The sequence below is a fragment of the Streptomyces sp. NPDC048172 genome (assembly GCF_043202595.1).
In the GTDB taxonomy this organism is placed as follows: domain Bacteria; phylum Actinomycetota; class Actinomycetes; order Streptomycetales; family Streptomycetaceae; genus Streptomyces.
This window is the reverse complement of the sequence record NZ_JBIDAT010000004.1, coordinates 589,545-604,178: the sequence shown is the minus strand read 5'-3', so window position 1 is coordinate 604,178 and position 14,634 is coordinate 589,545. Positions and strand designations below refer to the sequence as shown.

Here is a 14,634-nt window from a genome sequence, read left to right as displayed (position 1 = left end):
GGGACGACGGGGGCAAAGGGGCAGAGGGGGGAACCCGAGAGGTGGGGCGCAGGGAATCACCGGTCGATCCGGCCGAGGGCCCGGTCCAGCACTTCGCGTACGAGCTGCGCAAGCTCCGCCAGGAGGCGGGCGGTCCGACCTACCGCCGGCTCGCGGCCCGTTGCGACTACTCCGTGACCACGCTCTCCCAGGCCGCGGCGGGCGACCGGCTGCCGTCGCTGTCCGTGGCGCTCGCGTACGCCACCGCGTGCGGCGGCGACCGCGAGGAGTGGGAGCGGCGCTGGCGCGAGGCCTCGGAGGAGGAGACCGCGCGCGCGACCGCGCCGACGGCGCCCGAGGACGAGACGGAGGAGCCGCCGTACCGCGGCCTGGCCCGCTTCGAGCCCGGCGACGAGGCCGCGTTCCACGGCCGTACGGCGCTGACGGCCGAACTCCTCGAACTCGTACGGGACAAGCGCTTCGCCGCCGTCTTCGGCCCCTCCGGCAGCGGCAAGTCCTCCCTCCTCCGCGCGGGCCTCATACCCCGCCTCCGGGGCGAGGGGGACGGGAGGGAGGAGGGTGACGACGGGGGCGTCGCGCGGCCCGCCGCCGTGCGGATCCTCACCCCGGGCCCGCACCCGGGCCGTACGCACGCGAGGGCGCTCGACGCGGCGGACGGGGAGGGGGACACCTGGGTCCTCGTCGACCAGTTCGAGGAAATCTTCACCCTCTGTCACGACGCGGACGAGCGCTCCCGCTTCCTCGAACGGCTCCTCGCCGCCCGCGACCCCGGGAGCAGGCTGCGCGTCGTGATCGCCGTACGCGCCGACTTCTACGGGCGCTGCGCCGAACACCGCGGCCTCACCGAGGCGTTGCGCGACGCCAACCTCCTCGTCGGCCCCATGAGCCCCGGCGAGCTGCGCGAGGCCATCGTCCGCCCCGCCGCGGCCCGCGGCCTGATCGTCGAACGCCCCCTCACCGCGCGCCTGGTGAGCGAGACCCAGGGCGAGCCCGGCGGCCTGCCGCTGATGTCGCACGTCCTGCTGGAGACCTGGCGCCGCCGCAAGGGCCGTACGCTCACGCTGGACGCCTACGAGGCGGCGGGCGGCGTCCACGGCGCCGTCGCGCAGACCGCCGAGCGGGTCTACTCCGAGCTGTCGCCCCGGCAGGCCACCCTCGCGCGCCGCATCCTGCTCCGCCTCATCGCGCCCGGCGAGGGCGCCGAGGACACCCGCCGCCCCGCGGCCCGCGACGAACTCGCCTGCGCCCAGGGGGCGGAGGGGGAGGACCCCGACACCGCGCTCGTCCTCGAACGCCTCACCCGCGCCCGTCTGCTCACCCTCGACGAGGACACCGTCGACCTCGCCCACGAGGCCCTGATCACCTCCTGGCCCCGGCTGCGCGCCTGGATCGAGGAGGACCGCGCCCGGCTCCGCGCCCACCGCCGCCTCACCGAGGCGGCCCGCACCTGGGAGGAGCTGGCCCGCGACCCCGGCGCGCTCTACCGGGGCAGCAGGCTCGCCGCCGTCGAGGAGCGGTTCGCGGGACTGCCCGTCGACGACGGCGAACTCAGCCGCCTGGAGCGGGACTTCCTCGCCGCCAGCCAGGCCGCCCGGGTCCGCGAGCGGCGGCGGCTGCGCGGGGGAGCGGCGGCGCTGTGCGCGCTGCTCGTCCTCGCCATGCTCGCGGGCGTCGTCGCCTGGCAGCAGACCCGGACGAACGACCGGCAGCACATCGAGGCCGAGGCCCGCAGGATCGCGGCCGTCGCCGACAGCATGCGGATCTCCGAACCCCGGCGCGCCATGCGGCTGTCCGTCGCCGCCTGGCGCCTCGCCGACACCCCCGAGACCCGCTCCGCGCTGCTCGGCGCCCTCTCCCAGCCCGAGTCCGACGCGCTGACCCTCCCCGGCGGCACCCAGGGCGGCGACTCGGCGGGCGAGACCGAGCGGTTCCTCAGCGCCGACGGCCGGACCGTCGTCAGCACCGACCGCCGCAGGGCGGAGCGCTGGGACGTGCCGGGCCACCGCCGGATCGCCGCGCTCCCCGGCACCGGCTCCGACCCCACCTCCTCCGGCGGCTCCCTGCTCAGCCGCGACGGCCGCACGCTGATCAACAGCGACGAGGAGATGCGGATCAGCGCCCGCGACCTCACCCGGCGCGAACCCGCGCGGCGGCTGCACGGGGCCCGCGGCACGGCCGTCGGGATCAGCCACGACGGCCGCGTGCTGGCCCTGAGCAACGACACCCCCGAGCGGGACGTCCTCACCTTCTGGGACGTACGCCGCGGCCGCAAGATCCTCGAACGGCACTTCCCCACCCGGCAGAACGGCCCCTCCGCCGCGCTCTCCACGGACGGCGCACACGCGGCCGTCTGCGCGGACGGCCGCCCGCTCGAACTGTGGAGCCTGGACCCCGACGCCGGTGAGGAGGCGGAGAAGCCGCGCCGCACCGGCTCCGACTGGCCGGAGGAGGCCCGGCGCGACGCCTGCGGCGGCAACCTCGTCGAGTTCACGCCCGACGGCCGCGACCTCCTCTCCCTCGACGGCGAGGGCATCCACGCCCGCGACGCGCGTACGGGCGAGAAGGGACGCTCGTACAAGCTGCGCGGCCTCAGCTCCATGGCCGTCAGCACCGACGGACGGCTGATCGCCGCCACCGACACCGAGGAGCTGGTCGTCTGGCGCCGCGACGGGCCCCGGCGGTCGATCCTGCGCTACCCCCTGGTCAGCGAGTTCGTCGGCGACATCGGCATCGACTCCGAGCACGGCGTCATCCGCTACCTCGCCGGGAAGGGCCAGATCGTCCGCTCCCTCTCGCTCGCCGGGGTCCACCGGGACCGGCACCGGGGGACGGGCGCCCGGTACGCCGTCTTCAGCCCCGACGGCCGCCGCCTGGCCACCGCACGGCACACCGCGGAGGGCCTGGCCTTCGAGATGCGCGACGGCCGCACCGGCCAGGTCACCGACCGGCTGCCGCCCACCGGCTGCCACCACCCCGGCGGGCAGGGCGTCGGCCACCGCGAGCGGGCGATGGACTGCATGCCCCTGCTCGCCTTCAACGGCGGCAGCCGCACCCTCGCCTACGGCGCCAGCAGGCCCATGGACGACCTCGGGGTCAAGGAACGGATCAGCCTCTGGGACAGCCAGCGCCAGCGCCGCGTCCGCAGCCTCGACATCTCCCCGCACGGCAAGGAACGCCTCCGGCTCAACGACGCCGAGGGCATGGCCTTCGCCCGCGACGGCCACACCCTCCTCGTCTCCCGCATCCCTGAGAACGAGCTCGTCGAAGCCTGGGACACCCGCAGCGGGAAGCGGCTGCGCACCATCCGGCACACCGGCGGCTCCGGACTCGCCCCGCACCCGCTGCGGAACGAGGTCGCCACCACCCAGGGCCACTTCCTCAACCCCGGGACGGGCCGCCACTTCCGCCGGGCCCTCACCCAGGACCAGACGAGCACCGTCGCCTACAGCCCCGACGGCCGCTATCTCGCCGCGGGCGACGAGTCCGGCCGGGTCACCCTCTGGGACGGGCGCGGCCGCCGCAGCCTCGGCCTCCTCACCGGCACCTCCCGCGACCTCGGCGGCGCCACCCCCGAACCCGTCAGCGCCCTCGCCTTCTCCCCGGACGGGGCGACCCTCGCCGTCGCGGGCGACGAGGGCACCCTCCGCCTCTGGGACACGGCCTCCCACCAGCCGCTGGGCACCGCCATGCCGACGGGCCGCGACCCGCTGACCGCCCTCGGCTTCAGCTCCGACGGGGCCACGCTCCAGGCCGCGGGCACCCACACGCCCGTACGCCTCTTCCCGGCCTCCCCGGAACAGGTCGCTCCGCGGGTCTGCGCCCGCGCCCACGGCGGCCTCACCCCGGCCCAGTGGAAGGCCTCGCTCCCGGACGTCCCGTACCGCGAGACGTGCTGACCCGGTTACTGGCCCACCCGCAGCCCGTCCTTCGCGGCGCCCCGGCTGAGGACGGCGTCGGAGATGGTCTTGTACGCGCGCTGCCGCTCGTACGCGGCCTTCCGGGCGGCGGGCGGCGCGAGGTCCACCAGCGTGTGACGCGGCGTGGTCTCCATCAGGAAGGGCCGGAACTCGGCCTTCCGGACCGTCCACGCGCCGTCCCGTTCGCGGGGCGGCGCGAAGGTGAAGCGGGCCGCGGAGCCCATCGTGCCGCGCGGGTCGTTCATCTTCCCGGCGATCTGGTCGCCCATCCCGTAGACGACCCAGGTGCCGTTGACCTTCTCGTACGCCTGCGGCACATGCGCGTGGGTCCCGAGGATCAGGTCGATGTCCTTACGACCACCAACCTGTGAGGCGGTGAGCCGCTTGGCCACGGAGAGCTGCGTTGCGTCCGGGGCCTCCTGCCACTCGGTGCCCCAGTGCATGCTGACGACCACCACGTCGGCCCCGGCCTTACGGGCCGCGCGCGCGTCGGCGATGATCCGCGCCGGGTCGATCATGTTGACCGTCCACGGCTTGCCCTCGGGGAGGGGGATGCCGTTGGTGCCGTACGTGTACGCGAGCTGCGCGACCTTCGCGCCGCCCGGGCCGCCCGCGCGCAGCATCGCGGGACGGGCCGACTCGGCCTTGTCGCGGGCGGAGCCCGCGTGCCGCAGCCCGGCGCGGTCCATCGCGTCGAGGGTCCGCTTCACGCCCTCGCCCCCGGCGTCCAGGGTGTGGTTGGAGGCCGTGGAGCACGAGTCGTAGCCGGTGTCCTTGACGGCCTGCGCGAGCTGCGGCGGGGTCATGAACGCCGGATAGCCGGTGAAGGGCCCGCCGTCCTTGCCGTAGACCGTCTCCATGTGACAGATCGCGAGGTCGGCGGCGCTCGCCATGGGCTTCGCGGCGGCGAGCATCGTACGGAACTCGTAGCCCGAGCCGCCCGAGTCGGCCCGCGCCTGGCGGATGATCGAGTCGTGGACGAGCAGGTCACCGGTGGCGACGAGCGAGAAGCCGCGCCGCGCCTCCTGCGCCGCCCGCGCCGCCGCCGGGGACTTGCCCTTGCTCCGGTCCGCGCCCTCCCCGGCCCGGCCGTGCCCCTCGGAGGGGCGCACCGTGCCGCCGTCCCCGCAGCTCGCGAGGGAACCGAGGAGCGCGGCGGCGGCGAGCACCGCGGCGACGCCCCGTGTACGTCTGAGTCGTGTGGTCGTCATGCGACCACGAACCGATAAGTACGAAAATCCCCCCGGTAGACATGCCGGGGGGCTGGGCCGTACGGCCCAGGTAAACCCTACGAACGGCTTCGAACGCGACGGTGCCCCGCCCGGTTCGCACCGGACGAGGCACCGTTCAGGAACCGCGGGGGCCGGTTACAGCCCCAGCTCGCCCTCGAACTCGCCGGCCTCAAGGCGGGCCTTGACGTCGTTCAGGTACCGGGCCGCGTCCGCGCCGTCCACCAGCTGGTGGTCGTAGGACAGGGTCAGGTAGACCATGTCGCGGATGGCGATGGTCTCGCCCAGGTCCGGGTGGTTGACGACCATCGGGCGGCGCACGGTGGCGCCGATGCCCAGCTCGGCGACCTGCGGGAAGTTCACGATGATCGTGTCGAAGAGCGCGCCCCTCGACCCGGTGTTGCTGATCGTGAACGTGCCGCCGGACATGTCGTCCGGGCCCAGGCCGCCCTCGCGGACCTTCTTGGCCAGCTCGGAGGTCTTGCGGGCGATGCCCGCCAGGTTGAGGTTCCCGGCCTCCTTGATGACCGGGACCATCAGGCCCTTCTCCGAGTCCACCGCGATGCCGACGTTCTCCACGTCGTGGTACGTGATGGTCCCGTCGTCGTTCAGCCGCGCGTTGACCGACGGGTGCGCCTTCAGCGCCTCCGCGGCGGCCTGCACGAAGAACGGCATCGGCGAGAGCTTGACGCCCTCGCGCGCCGCGAAGGACTCCTTGGCGCGCGCCCGGAGCTTCATGATCCGGGTGACGTCGACCTCGACGACCGTGGAGAGCTGCGCCTGGCTGTGCAGCGCCTTCATCATGTTCTCGGCGATGACCTTGCGGATGCGCGGCATCTTGACGGTCTGGCCGCGCAGCGGCGACGCCTCCAGCTTCGGCGACTTCGGCGCCGAGGAGGCCGCCGGGGCCGCGGGAGCCTGCGCCTTGGCGGCCTCGGCCGCGGCGATGACGTCCTGCTTGCGGATACGGCCGCCGACGCCGGTGCCCTTGACCGAGGCCAGGCTCACACCCTGCTCGGCCGCGAGCTTGCGGACCAGCGGGGTGACGTACGCACCGTCGCCGTCACCGGCGGCCGGGGCCGGAGCCTGGGCCGGGGCGGCGGGAGCCGGGGCGGCCGGCGCGGGCGCCGGAGCCGGGGCGGGCGCGGGCGCCGGAGCAGCGGCGGCGGGAGCCGGGGCCGGAGCCGCGGGCGCCGGGGCCGGGGTCGGCTCGGGCTGGGCCGGAGCCGCCGGAGCGGCGGGCTGCGCCGGGGCCGCCGGGGCGGCACCGGAGGCGCCGATCACGCCGAGCTTGGCGCCGACCTCGGCCGTCTCGTCCTCGCCGACCGCGATCTCCAGCAGGGTGCCCGCGACGGGCGCCGGGATCTCGGTGTCGACCTTGTCGGTGGAGACCTCCAGCAGCGGCTCGTCGGCCTCGACCGACTCGCCGACCTGCTTCAGCCAGCGGGTGACGGTGCCCTCGGTCACCGACTCGCCCAGCGCGGGCAGGGTGACGTCGGTGCCTTCGGCGGCGCCACCGGCCGGGGCGGCCGGGGCGGCGGCGGGCTCGGGCTGCGCCGGAGCGGCGGCCTGCGGCTGCTGCTCGGCGGCCGGGACCGACGGGGCCGGGGTCGCGGGTTCGGCGGGGGCCGGGGCCGGGGCCTCGGCGGCGGCCGGAGCGGGCGCGGCAGCGGGGGCGCCGCTGCCGTCGTCGATGAGGGCCAGCTCGGCGCCGACCTCCACCGTCTCGTCCTCGGCCACCTTGATGTTCGCCAGCGTGCCCGAGGCGGGGGCCGGGATCTCGGTGTCGACCTTGTCGGTCGAGACCTCGAGCAGCGGCTCGTCGGCCTCGACATGCTCACCCTCGGCCTTCAGCCAGCGGGTGACGGTGCCCTCGGTGACGCTCTCGCCGAGCGCCGGCAGGGTTACGGAAACCGCCATGGTTTCTCTTGCTCCTTACGAATTGCGGGTATGTCGCGCCCTGACGGACTCGGTGATCAGTCGTGGGAGTGCAGCGGCTTGCCCGCGAGGGCCAGGTGGGCCTCGCCGAGCGCCTCCGTCTGCGTGGGGTGGGCGTGGATGAGCTGTGCCACCTCGGCGGGCAGCGCCTCCCAGTTGTAGATGAGCTGGGCCTCGCCGACCTGCTCACCCATGCGGTCACCGACCATGTGGACGCCGACCACGGCACCGTCCCTGACCTGGACGAGCTTGACCTCGCCCGTGGTCTTCAGGATCTTGCTCTTGCCGTTGCCCGCGAGGTTGTACTTGAGGGTGACGACCTTGTCGGCACCGTAGCGCTCCTTGGCCTGCTCCTCGGTGAGGCCCACGGAGGCCACCTCCGGGTTGCAGTACGTGACGCGCGGCACACCCGCGTAGTCGACCGGCACCGGGTTGAGGCCCGCGAGCCGCTCGGCGACCAGGATGCCCTCGGCGAAGCCGACGTGCGCGAGCTGCAGGGTGGGGATGAGGTCGCCCACGGCGGAGATCGTCGGCACGTTGGTGCGGCAGTACTCGTCGACCTGGACGAAGCCGCGGTCCATGGCGACCCCGGCCTCCTCGTACCCCAGGCCCTCGGAGACCGGGCCGCGGCCGATGGCGACCAGCAGCACCTCGGCCTCGAACTCCTTGCCGTCGGCCAGCGTGACCTTGACGCCGTCCGCCGTGTACTCGGCCTTGTCGAAGAAGGTGCCGAGGTTGAACTTGATGCCCCGCTTGCGGAACGCGCGCTCCAGCAGCTTCGAGCTGTTCTCGTCCTCGACGGGGACGAGGTGCTTGAGGCCCTCGACGACGGTGACGTCCGCGCCGAAGGACTTCCAGACCGAGGCGAACTCGACGCCGATGACGCCGCCGCCCAGGATGATCGCGGACTTCGGGACCCGGTCCATGACCAGCGCGTCGTCGGAGCTGATGATGCGCTCGTGGTCGATGGTCAGACCCGGCAGGGACTTCGGCACGGAGCCGGTCCCGAGCAGGATGTGGCGGCCCTCGTAGCGCTGGCCGTTCACGTCGACGGAGGTCGGCGACGACAGGTAGCCGGTGCCCTCCACGTACGTCACCTTGCGGGAGGCGACGAGACCCTGCAGACCCTTGTAGAGCCCGGAGATCACGCCGTCCTTGTACTTGTGCACGCCCGCCATGTCGATGCCCTCGAACGAGGTCTTGACACCGAACTCGGCGCTCTCGCGCGACTGGTCGGCGACCTCGCCCGCGTGCAGCAGGGCCTTGGTGGGGATGCAGCCCTTGTGCAGGCAGGTGCCACCCACCTTGTCCTTCTCGATCAGGGCGACATCCAGACCGAGCTGCGCGGCGCGGAGCGCTGCGGCATAACCGCCGCTGCCGCCTCCGAGGATCACTAGGTCGAAAACGGTGCTGGCGTCGTTCGCCACGTCACGTCCTCCATGCATGGGTACGCCGGGACCGGTCTCCCTCGACCGGGCGGCTTTACGTACGGCCGCTGTCTTGCTTGCTCGGCCCTGGACTCGGCTGCTGTACCAGCCGCTGCGGGGCCCTGTCCTGCCGAGGATCCATCTTCGCACTTGTTGACGGACAACGGGACGCGGGTCCTGTTACGCGGGGGTACAGCCCCGATCGCCAGGAGCGAAACCGGGGCCGTACCTGCGGTGCCCCGGACTCAGCCGAGGTCACCCGCCGCGGTGCGCTCGACGAGGCCCACCAGGGTACGTACCGCGGAGCCCGTGCCGCCCTTCGGCGTGTAGCCGAACGGGGCCGACTCGTTGAAGGCCGGGCCCGCGATGTCCAGGTGCGCCCAGGTCGTGCCCTCGGCGACGAACTCCTTCAGGAAGAGACCGGCGACCAGGCCGCCGCCCATCCGCTCGCCCATGTTGGCGATGTCGGCGACGGTCGAGTCCATCCCCTTGCGCAGGTGCGAGGGCATCGGCATCGGCCACGCCGGCTCGCCCGCCTCCTCGGCGACCTCGTGCAGCGAGGCGCGGAAGGCCTCGTCGTTCGACATGATCCCGAACGTACGGCTGCCGAGCGCCAGCACCATCGCGCCGGTGAGCGTCGCCACGTCCACGAGCGCGTCCGGCGACTCCTCGCAGGCGCGGGTCAGCGCGTCACCGAGGACGAGACGGCCCTCGGCGTCGGTGTTCAGCACCTCGACGGTCTTGCCGCTGTACATCGTCAGCACGTCGCCGGGGCGGGTGGCCGAGCCCGAGGGCATGTTCTCGGCGAGGGCCAGCCAGCCGGTCACGTTCGCCTTCAGGCCCAGCCGGGCCGCGGCGACGACGGCCGCGAAGACGGCGGCGGCGCCGCTCATGTCGCTCTTCATCGTCTCGTTGTGACCCGCGGGCTTCAGGGAGATGCCGCCCGAGTCGTAGGTGATGCCCTTGCCGACGAGCGCGACGGTCTGCTTGGCCTTCGGGTGCGTGTAGCCGATCCGGACCAGGCGCGGCGGCTGCGTCGAACCGGTGCCGACGCCGAGGATGCCGCCGTAGCCACCCTTGGCGAGCGCCTTCTCGTCCAGGATCTCGACCTTCAGGCCGTGCTCCTTGGCGGCGGCCTGGGCCTGCGCGGCGAACGACTTCGGGTTGAGGTCGTTGGCCGGGGTGTTGATCAGGTCACGGGCGCGGTGCACCTCGGCCGCGAGCACCTGGGCGCGCTCGGCGGCGGCCTTGTGCTCCTTGTCGCGCGGCTTGGCGCCGACGACGGCGATCTCGGCGAGCGGCGCGCCGGTGTCCTTGCCGTTCTTCCCGCCCTTCTTGGCGCTCCCGTTCGCCTCTTCCTTGCCCCGGTAGGCGGTGAAGGAGTAGGCGCCCAGCAGCGCGCCCTCCGCGATGGCGGCCAGCGCGTCGGTGTCCTCGACCGGCAGCGCGAACGCGGCCTTCTTCGAGCCCGCGAGCGCGCGCGCCGCGGCACCGGCGGCCGCGCGCAGCGCCTCCGGCTCGTAGGACTCCTTCTTCTCCGGCGCCTTGCCGAGGCCCACGGCCACGACCAGCGGCGCCTTCAGCCCGGCGGCCGGGGCCGGGAGCTTGGTGATCTCGCCCTCAGCGCCGCTCGCGCCGAGCGTCTCCAGGGTCGCGGCGAGCTTGCCGCCGAAGGCCTTGTCCACGCCGTCGCCACCAGGAGCGACGACGGGACCCTTGGCGCCCTTGGCGACGCCGACGACGACGGCGTCCGCGCGCAGCGTCGCGGCGGACGAGGTGCTGAGAGTCAGTGCAGACACGGTGGACGAGACCTTCTTCCGTTGAGTAACCGCAGCCCATGGAAAGTGCGTACGGCGTAAAGGGCGCTCCCGGCATCGTATGCGACCCCTGTGCCGCGCGAGCGACCGCCGACGGGATGCGTGAACCGCTTGCTCCCCGCGCCCTCTCGCCGCCCGTTCTCAGCCCAGCGCGAGCACGACAAGCGCCGTCGTCGCCGCCGTCTCCGCGAGGGCGCCGAAGACGTCCCCCGTCACCCCGCCGAAGCGGCGCACACAGCGCCTGAGCAGGGCCTCGGCGGCGGCGAGGCCCAGCACAGCTGCGGCGGCGTACCGCACGGTGCCCGCCGCGCCCTCCGGCACCCCGGCGCACGCCGCGAGCGCGACGACCGCCGCGCCGACGCCGTAAGCGGACCGTACGGGCACGACCCCGGCGACCGCCGCGCCCAGCCCCTCCGGGCGCGCCGCGGGCACCCCGGCGCGCGCGGCGAGCGTCAGCGCCGTACGGGCGGCGACCGAGGCGAGGGCGAAGGCGGCGGCGCCGAACGCCCAGCCCTCCGCGTACAGTTCCGCGATCGCCGCCACCTGCGCCAGCAGCACCAGCACCAGGGTGAGCACCCCGAACGGGCCGATGTCCGACTGCTTCATGATCCGCAGCGCGTCGTCCGCGGGCTTCCCGCTGCCCAGCCCGTCCGCGACGTCCGCGATCCCGTCCAGGTGCAGCCCGCGCGTGAGCGCGGCGGGCACCGCGACCGTGGCCACCGCCGCCAGCAGCGGCCCCGCGCCCAGCACGAGCAGCACGGCGCCCAGCGCGGCGGCGGCCAGCCCCACCACGAGCCCGGCCAGCGGCGCGCACCGCATCCCCTGCCGCGCGGCCTCCCGGTCCCAGCGCGGCACCTTCACCCGCAGCACCGTGAGCGTGCCGAACGCGAAGCGCACGCCGTCCATCAGGGTGGCGGGCGCGGGGGCTGAGGGCTGCGGCGGCGTGGTGTCCATCGGCGGGCCAGGCTATCCGCTCAGGCTGAGGGCCCATGGGCGACTGGTGGTACCGCGAGATCGTCGAGCCGGGGAAGGCCCCGCTGCTCACGGCACTGGCCTTCTTCGTCGTGACCTTCCTCGCGACCCGGCTGGTCACCCGGCTCATCCGCGCGGGCCGCGGCCCCTTCCGGAACGTCTCGGCCGGAGGCCTGCACATCCACCACGCGGTGCCGGGCCTGATCCTCATGGTGATCGGCGGCTTCGGCGCGGTCGGCGCGGGCCGGGAGGGGGTGGCCGCGTGCGTGGTCGCCGCGCTCTTCGGCTGCGGGGCCGGTCTGGTCCTCGACGAGTTCGCCCTGCTGCTCCACCTCGACGACGTCTACTGGTCGGAAGAGGGCCGCAAGAGCGTCGAGATCGTGGTCCTCACCGCGGCACTCGTCGCGATCCTGCTCTCGGGTGCGCTGCCGTTCGGAGTGGACGCTCTCTCCCCGGGGGAGCGCCGGGATCGTAGGACAGTGGCCGGTGTGGTCGGCTTCCACGTCCTCTGCTCGCTGCTCTGCTTCTTCAAGGGCAAGCCGAGAGTGGCTCTCTTCGGAGTGCTGGTCCCGTTCCTGTCGCTGGTGGGCGCGATCCGCCTGGCCCGGCCGGGGTCGCCGTGGGCCCGCCGTTGCTACGCGGGGCGCCCCCGCGCCAGGGCTCGGGCCCTACGGAGGGCGGCTCGCCACGACAAACGCTGGACCCCTCGTCTGCGCCGCCTCCAGGATTTGCTGGGCGGCCCTCCCTCGCGCTGAACGGTGCGCGTGCCCGGCGCAGACGTGCCCCGTCAGGGGCGCGGGGAACTGCGCGACCAGCCACGACGCAGTCGCAGTCCGCGATGCACAGGCGGGGCAGCCCCTACTCGGAACCCCTTGGCAGCGGGCGGAGAAAAAGAGCGCACAGGATCACGGTCACCGCGAGGGCGGTCACGTGTTCCTTGCTGGCCAGGTTGCCCACCACCAGGGCCTCCGTCAGCGTCACGGCGCACAGGACCGTACCCAGCGCATACGCCCGGTAGCGCCAGGCCAATGCAAGGGCGAGGGCGACCACGGCAGCGGAGGGGCCCGTGTCGCGTTCCGTAGCCACCGCGGAGGGCTCGAATCCGAGGGCGACGCCGAGTCGGGCGTACCCCGTACCGGCCAGCGTCCCCACGTACGCGAGGAGCAGGAGCCAACGGCGCCCCAACGTGAGCTCCGCGGCGCCGAAGACGACCAGGACCTGGGCCAGCGCGCCCCACACCGGAAGGTTCGGCGCCGGGACGAAGAGCGAGAGCGGCGTACGGAGCAGTGCCGCCCACCACGCCTGCCCCGCCTCGACGCCGCCGAGCCAGGAGACCGCCCGCAGCCCGGCGGGGCCCGAGGTCTGCCAGGCGTGCAGGGCGGCCGTCAGGCAGACGCAGAGGAGGGTGAGCCACAGGGCCCGCACGGTATGGACCGGCCGCCCGCGCAGAGCGTCCCGTACGTCCGTGAGGAGCCGTCTCAACGGCCGGAGCCCAGGAGCCGTCCGAATCCGGGGACGTCGAGGAAGCCCTCGGCCCGCGCGCTGGCGATGCCGATGCGGGGGAGCTCGCTGCTCTTGACGAAGAGGATGAACCGGGGCTCCCACACGGGCCGGTACTTCGCGTTGGCCCGGTACAGGGACTCGATCTGCCACCACCGGGAGAAGAAGCTGAGCACCGCGCGCCACAGCCGCAGCACGGGCCCGGCGCCGAGCCGCCCGCCGCGCTCGAAGACGGAGCGGAACATCGCGAAGTTGAGGGAGATCTGCGCGACGCCGACCTCCGCCTCCGCGCGCTGGATCAGCTCCAGCACCATGAACTCCATCAGCCCGTTCTCGGAGTCCCGGTCACGGCGCATCAGGTCGAGCGAGAGCCCGTCGCGCCCCCAGGGCACGAACGAGAGCACGGCGCGCAGTGCGCCCTCGGAGTCGGTGCACTCCAGCATCACGCACTGCCCGTCGGCCGGGTCGCCGAGGCGGCCCAGAGCCATGGAGAAGCCGCGCTCGGTCTCGCCGTCGCGCCACGCGTCGGCGCGTTCGACGATCCGCGTCATCTCCTCGGGCGGGATGTCCGCGTGGCGCCGCACCCGTACCTCGTAACCGGCGCGCTTCACGCGGTTGTACGCCTGCCGTACGGTCCGCATCGCGCGGCCGTCCAGGGTGAACTCGGCGGTCTCCACGATCGCTTCGTCGCCGAGTTCGAGGGCCTGGAGGCCGTGGCGCGCGTAGATGGTGCCCGCCTCCTCGCTCGCGCCCATGACGGCGGGGACCCAGGCGTGCTCGCCCGCCTCGGTGAGCCAGGCGTCGATCGCGCCCGGCCACGCCTCGGGGTCGCCGATGGGGTCGGCGGAGGCCAGGGAGACGCCGCCGACGACGGTGTAGGTGACGGCGGCCTTGCCGGACGGGGACCAGATGACGCTCTTGTCGCGGCGGGTCGCGAAGTAGCCGAGCGAGTCGCGTGCGCCGTGCTTGTCGAGCAGGGCGCGCAGCCGCTCCTCGTCCTCGGCGCTCATGGGATCGGTCGCGCGCCGCGAGCGGAAGGCGGCGGCGAGGACGAGCAGGAGGAGCAGCGCGGCCATGACGTTGATGAGGACGTCGACCCAGCCGGGGATCGCGATGCCCTCGTACCGCTCGTCGGAGGCGGCGATGAAGACGAGCCGCGCGACGGCGTAGGCGAGACGGCCGCCGAAGTCGGAACGTTCCTCGGTGGGGGAGTGGTTGGTGACGGTCACCAGCAGCGTGGCGATCGCGGTCGCCACCAGCAGCCCGACGAGCGCCACGGCGGTGGCCAGCTTCGGGTTGGACCGGTCACCCTTGGCGCGGAACTCCCCGGCCCCGGCGAAGAGCGCGACGACGAAGAGCGCGCTGAGCCCGAACGAGAGCCAGTTGAACGCGTGCGCCCGCAACTCCTCGAACAGCACCATCACCAGCGCGTAGAGCGCCAGGACGAGCAGGCCCAGGACGACGTTGAGGATCCACGCCGCCCGTTTGCGCCGCCGCATCGTCACGGCGAGGACCCCGGCGAACAGCGCTCCGGTGAACCCGGCGGCGACCAGGTGCGGGGTGAAGAAGTCCCCGGCGTTGTGCCGCTTCAGGTCGTTGCCGAACGAGACCCAGACGGCGCCCAGCAGATTGATGCCGGTCGCCGCACGCAGATACCAGACGACGAACGCCGCGGAGTAGTGCCGCCACTTTTCTCCCATGCGGCGAGCATATGTGACCGTCTGTCGGATTTTCCGGGCAGGGGGCGCCCGTTATGCGCGTTGCGGGCCGCGCGTCTCGTCGTGGCTGGGCGCGCAGTTCCCCGCGCCCCTGACGGGGCGCTCACATAGCGCCC

The 14,634-nt window shown here is 73.7% G+C and carries 9 protein-coding genes; 2 read left to right on the top strand and 7 right to left on the bottom strand.

Annotation, left to right across the window (positions count from 1 at the left end; genetic code table 11):
• Positions 1-41: 41 nt before the first annotated feature.
• Positions 42-3,896 carry a DNA-binding protein gene (locus ACGF3A_RS20460; protein ID WP_393731627.1) on the top strand — a complete coding sequence of 1,285 codons (3,855 nt, stop codon included), beginning with the start codon at positions 42-44 and terminating at the stop codon, positions 3,894-3,896.
• A 5-nt stretch (positions 3,897-3,901) separates the two neighbouring features.
• Here the strand turns inward: ACGF3A_RS20460 and ACGF3A_RS20455 are convergent, their stop codons facing one another.
• From ACGF3A_RS20455 to ACGF3A_RS20435, 5 genes are all read right to left on the bottom strand, one after another.
• Positions 3,902-5,128 carry a CapA family protein gene (locus ACGF3A_RS20455; protein WP_393731626.1) on the bottom strand — a complete coding sequence of 409 codons (1,227 nt, stop codon included), beginning with the start codon at positions 5,126-5,128 and terminating at the stop codon, positions 3,902-3,904.
• 156 nt (positions 5,129-5,284) lie between these two features.
• Complete coding sequence (gene sucB, locus ACGF3A_RS20450; protein WP_393731625.1) at positions 5,285-7,066, bottom strand: 2-oxoglutarate dehydrogenase, E2 component, dihydrolipoamide succinyltransferase; 1,782 nt, start codon at positions 7,064-7,066, stop codon at positions 5,285-5,287.
• Positions 7,067-7,122: 56 nt separating this feature from the next.
• The gene (lpdA, locus tag ACGF3A_RS20445; RefSeq protein WP_393731624.1) at positions 7,123-8,529 is read right to left on the bottom strand and encodes a dihydrolipoyl dehydrogenase; all 1,407 of its coding nucleotides are present in this window, start codon (positions 8,527-8,529) and stop codon (positions 7,123-7,125) included.
• Positions 8,530-8,756: 227 nt separating this feature from the next.
• Positions 8,757-10,310 carry a leucyl aminopeptidase gene (locus ACGF3A_RS20440; RefSeq protein WP_393731623.1) on the bottom strand — a complete coding sequence of 518 codons (1,554 nt, stop codon included), beginning with the start codon at positions 10,308-10,310 and terminating at the stop codon, positions 8,757-8,759.
• Positions 10,311-10,469: 159 nt separating this feature from the next.
• Positions 10,470-11,282 carry an adenosylcobinamide-GDP ribazoletransferase gene (locus ACGF3A_RS20435; protein ID WP_393731622.1) on the bottom strand — a complete coding sequence of 271 codons (813 nt, stop codon included), beginning with the start codon at positions 11,280-11,282 and terminating at the stop codon, positions 10,470-10,472.
• Positions 11,283-11,317: 35 nt separating this feature from the next.
• On the opposite strand from ACGF3A_RS20435, the gene ACGF3A_RS20430 reads away from it, so the two are divergent.
• A complete protein-coding gene (locus tag ACGF3A_RS20430; RefSeq protein WP_393731621.1) occupies positions 11,318-12,055 on the top strand; it encodes a hypothetical protein in 738 nt (245 codons plus the stop codon).
• 103 nt (positions 12,056-12,158) lie between these two features.
• Here ACGF3A_RS20430 and ACGF3A_RS20425 read toward each other — a convergent pair whose 3' ends face one another.
• Together ACGF3A_RS20425 and ACGF3A_RS20420 are read right to left on the bottom strand one after the other, a co-directional pair.
• Positions 12,159-12,782: a hypothetical protein gene (locus ACGF3A_RS20425; RefSeq protein ID WP_393731620.1), complete on the bottom strand. Its 624-nt coding sequence runs from the start codon at positions 12,780-12,782 to the stop codon at positions 12,159-12,161.
• Positions 12,779-14,500, bottom strand: a complete 1,722-nt coding sequence (locus ACGF3A_RS20420; protein ID WP_393731619.1) for a phosphatidylglycerol lysyltransferase domain-containing protein — start codon at positions 14,498-14,500, stop codon at positions 12,779-12,781. Before ACGF3A_RS20420 ends, ACGF3A_RS20425 begins: the two co-directional genes overlap by 4 nt.
• Positions 14,501-14,634 lie beyond the last annotated feature (134 nt).

Coding starts and splice junctions, on each gene's coding strand:
- ACGF3A_RS20455 (WP_393731626.1), bottom strand. CDS start 5,128: ATGACGACCACACGACTCAGACGTACACGGGGCGTCGCCGCGGTGCTC.
- sucB (WP_393731625.1), bottom strand. CDS start 7,066: ATGGCGGTTTCCGTAACCCTGCCGGCGCTCGGCGAGAGCGTCACCGAG.
- lpdA (WP_393731624.1), bottom strand. CDS start 8,529: ATGCATGGAGGACGTGACGTGGCGAACGACGCCAGCACCGTTTTCGAC.
- ACGF3A_RS20435 (WP_393731622.1), bottom strand. CDS start 11,282: ATGGACACCACGCCGCCGCAGCCCTCAGCCCCCGCGCCCGCCACCCTG.
- ACGF3A_RS20430 (WP_393731621.1), top strand. CDS start 11,318: ATGGGCGACTGGTGGTACCGCGAGATCGTCGAGCCGGGGAAGGCCCCG.
- ACGF3A_RS20420 (WP_393731619.1), bottom strand. CDS start 14,500: ATGGGAGAAAAGTGGCGGCACTACTCCGCGGCGTTCGTCGTCTGGTAT.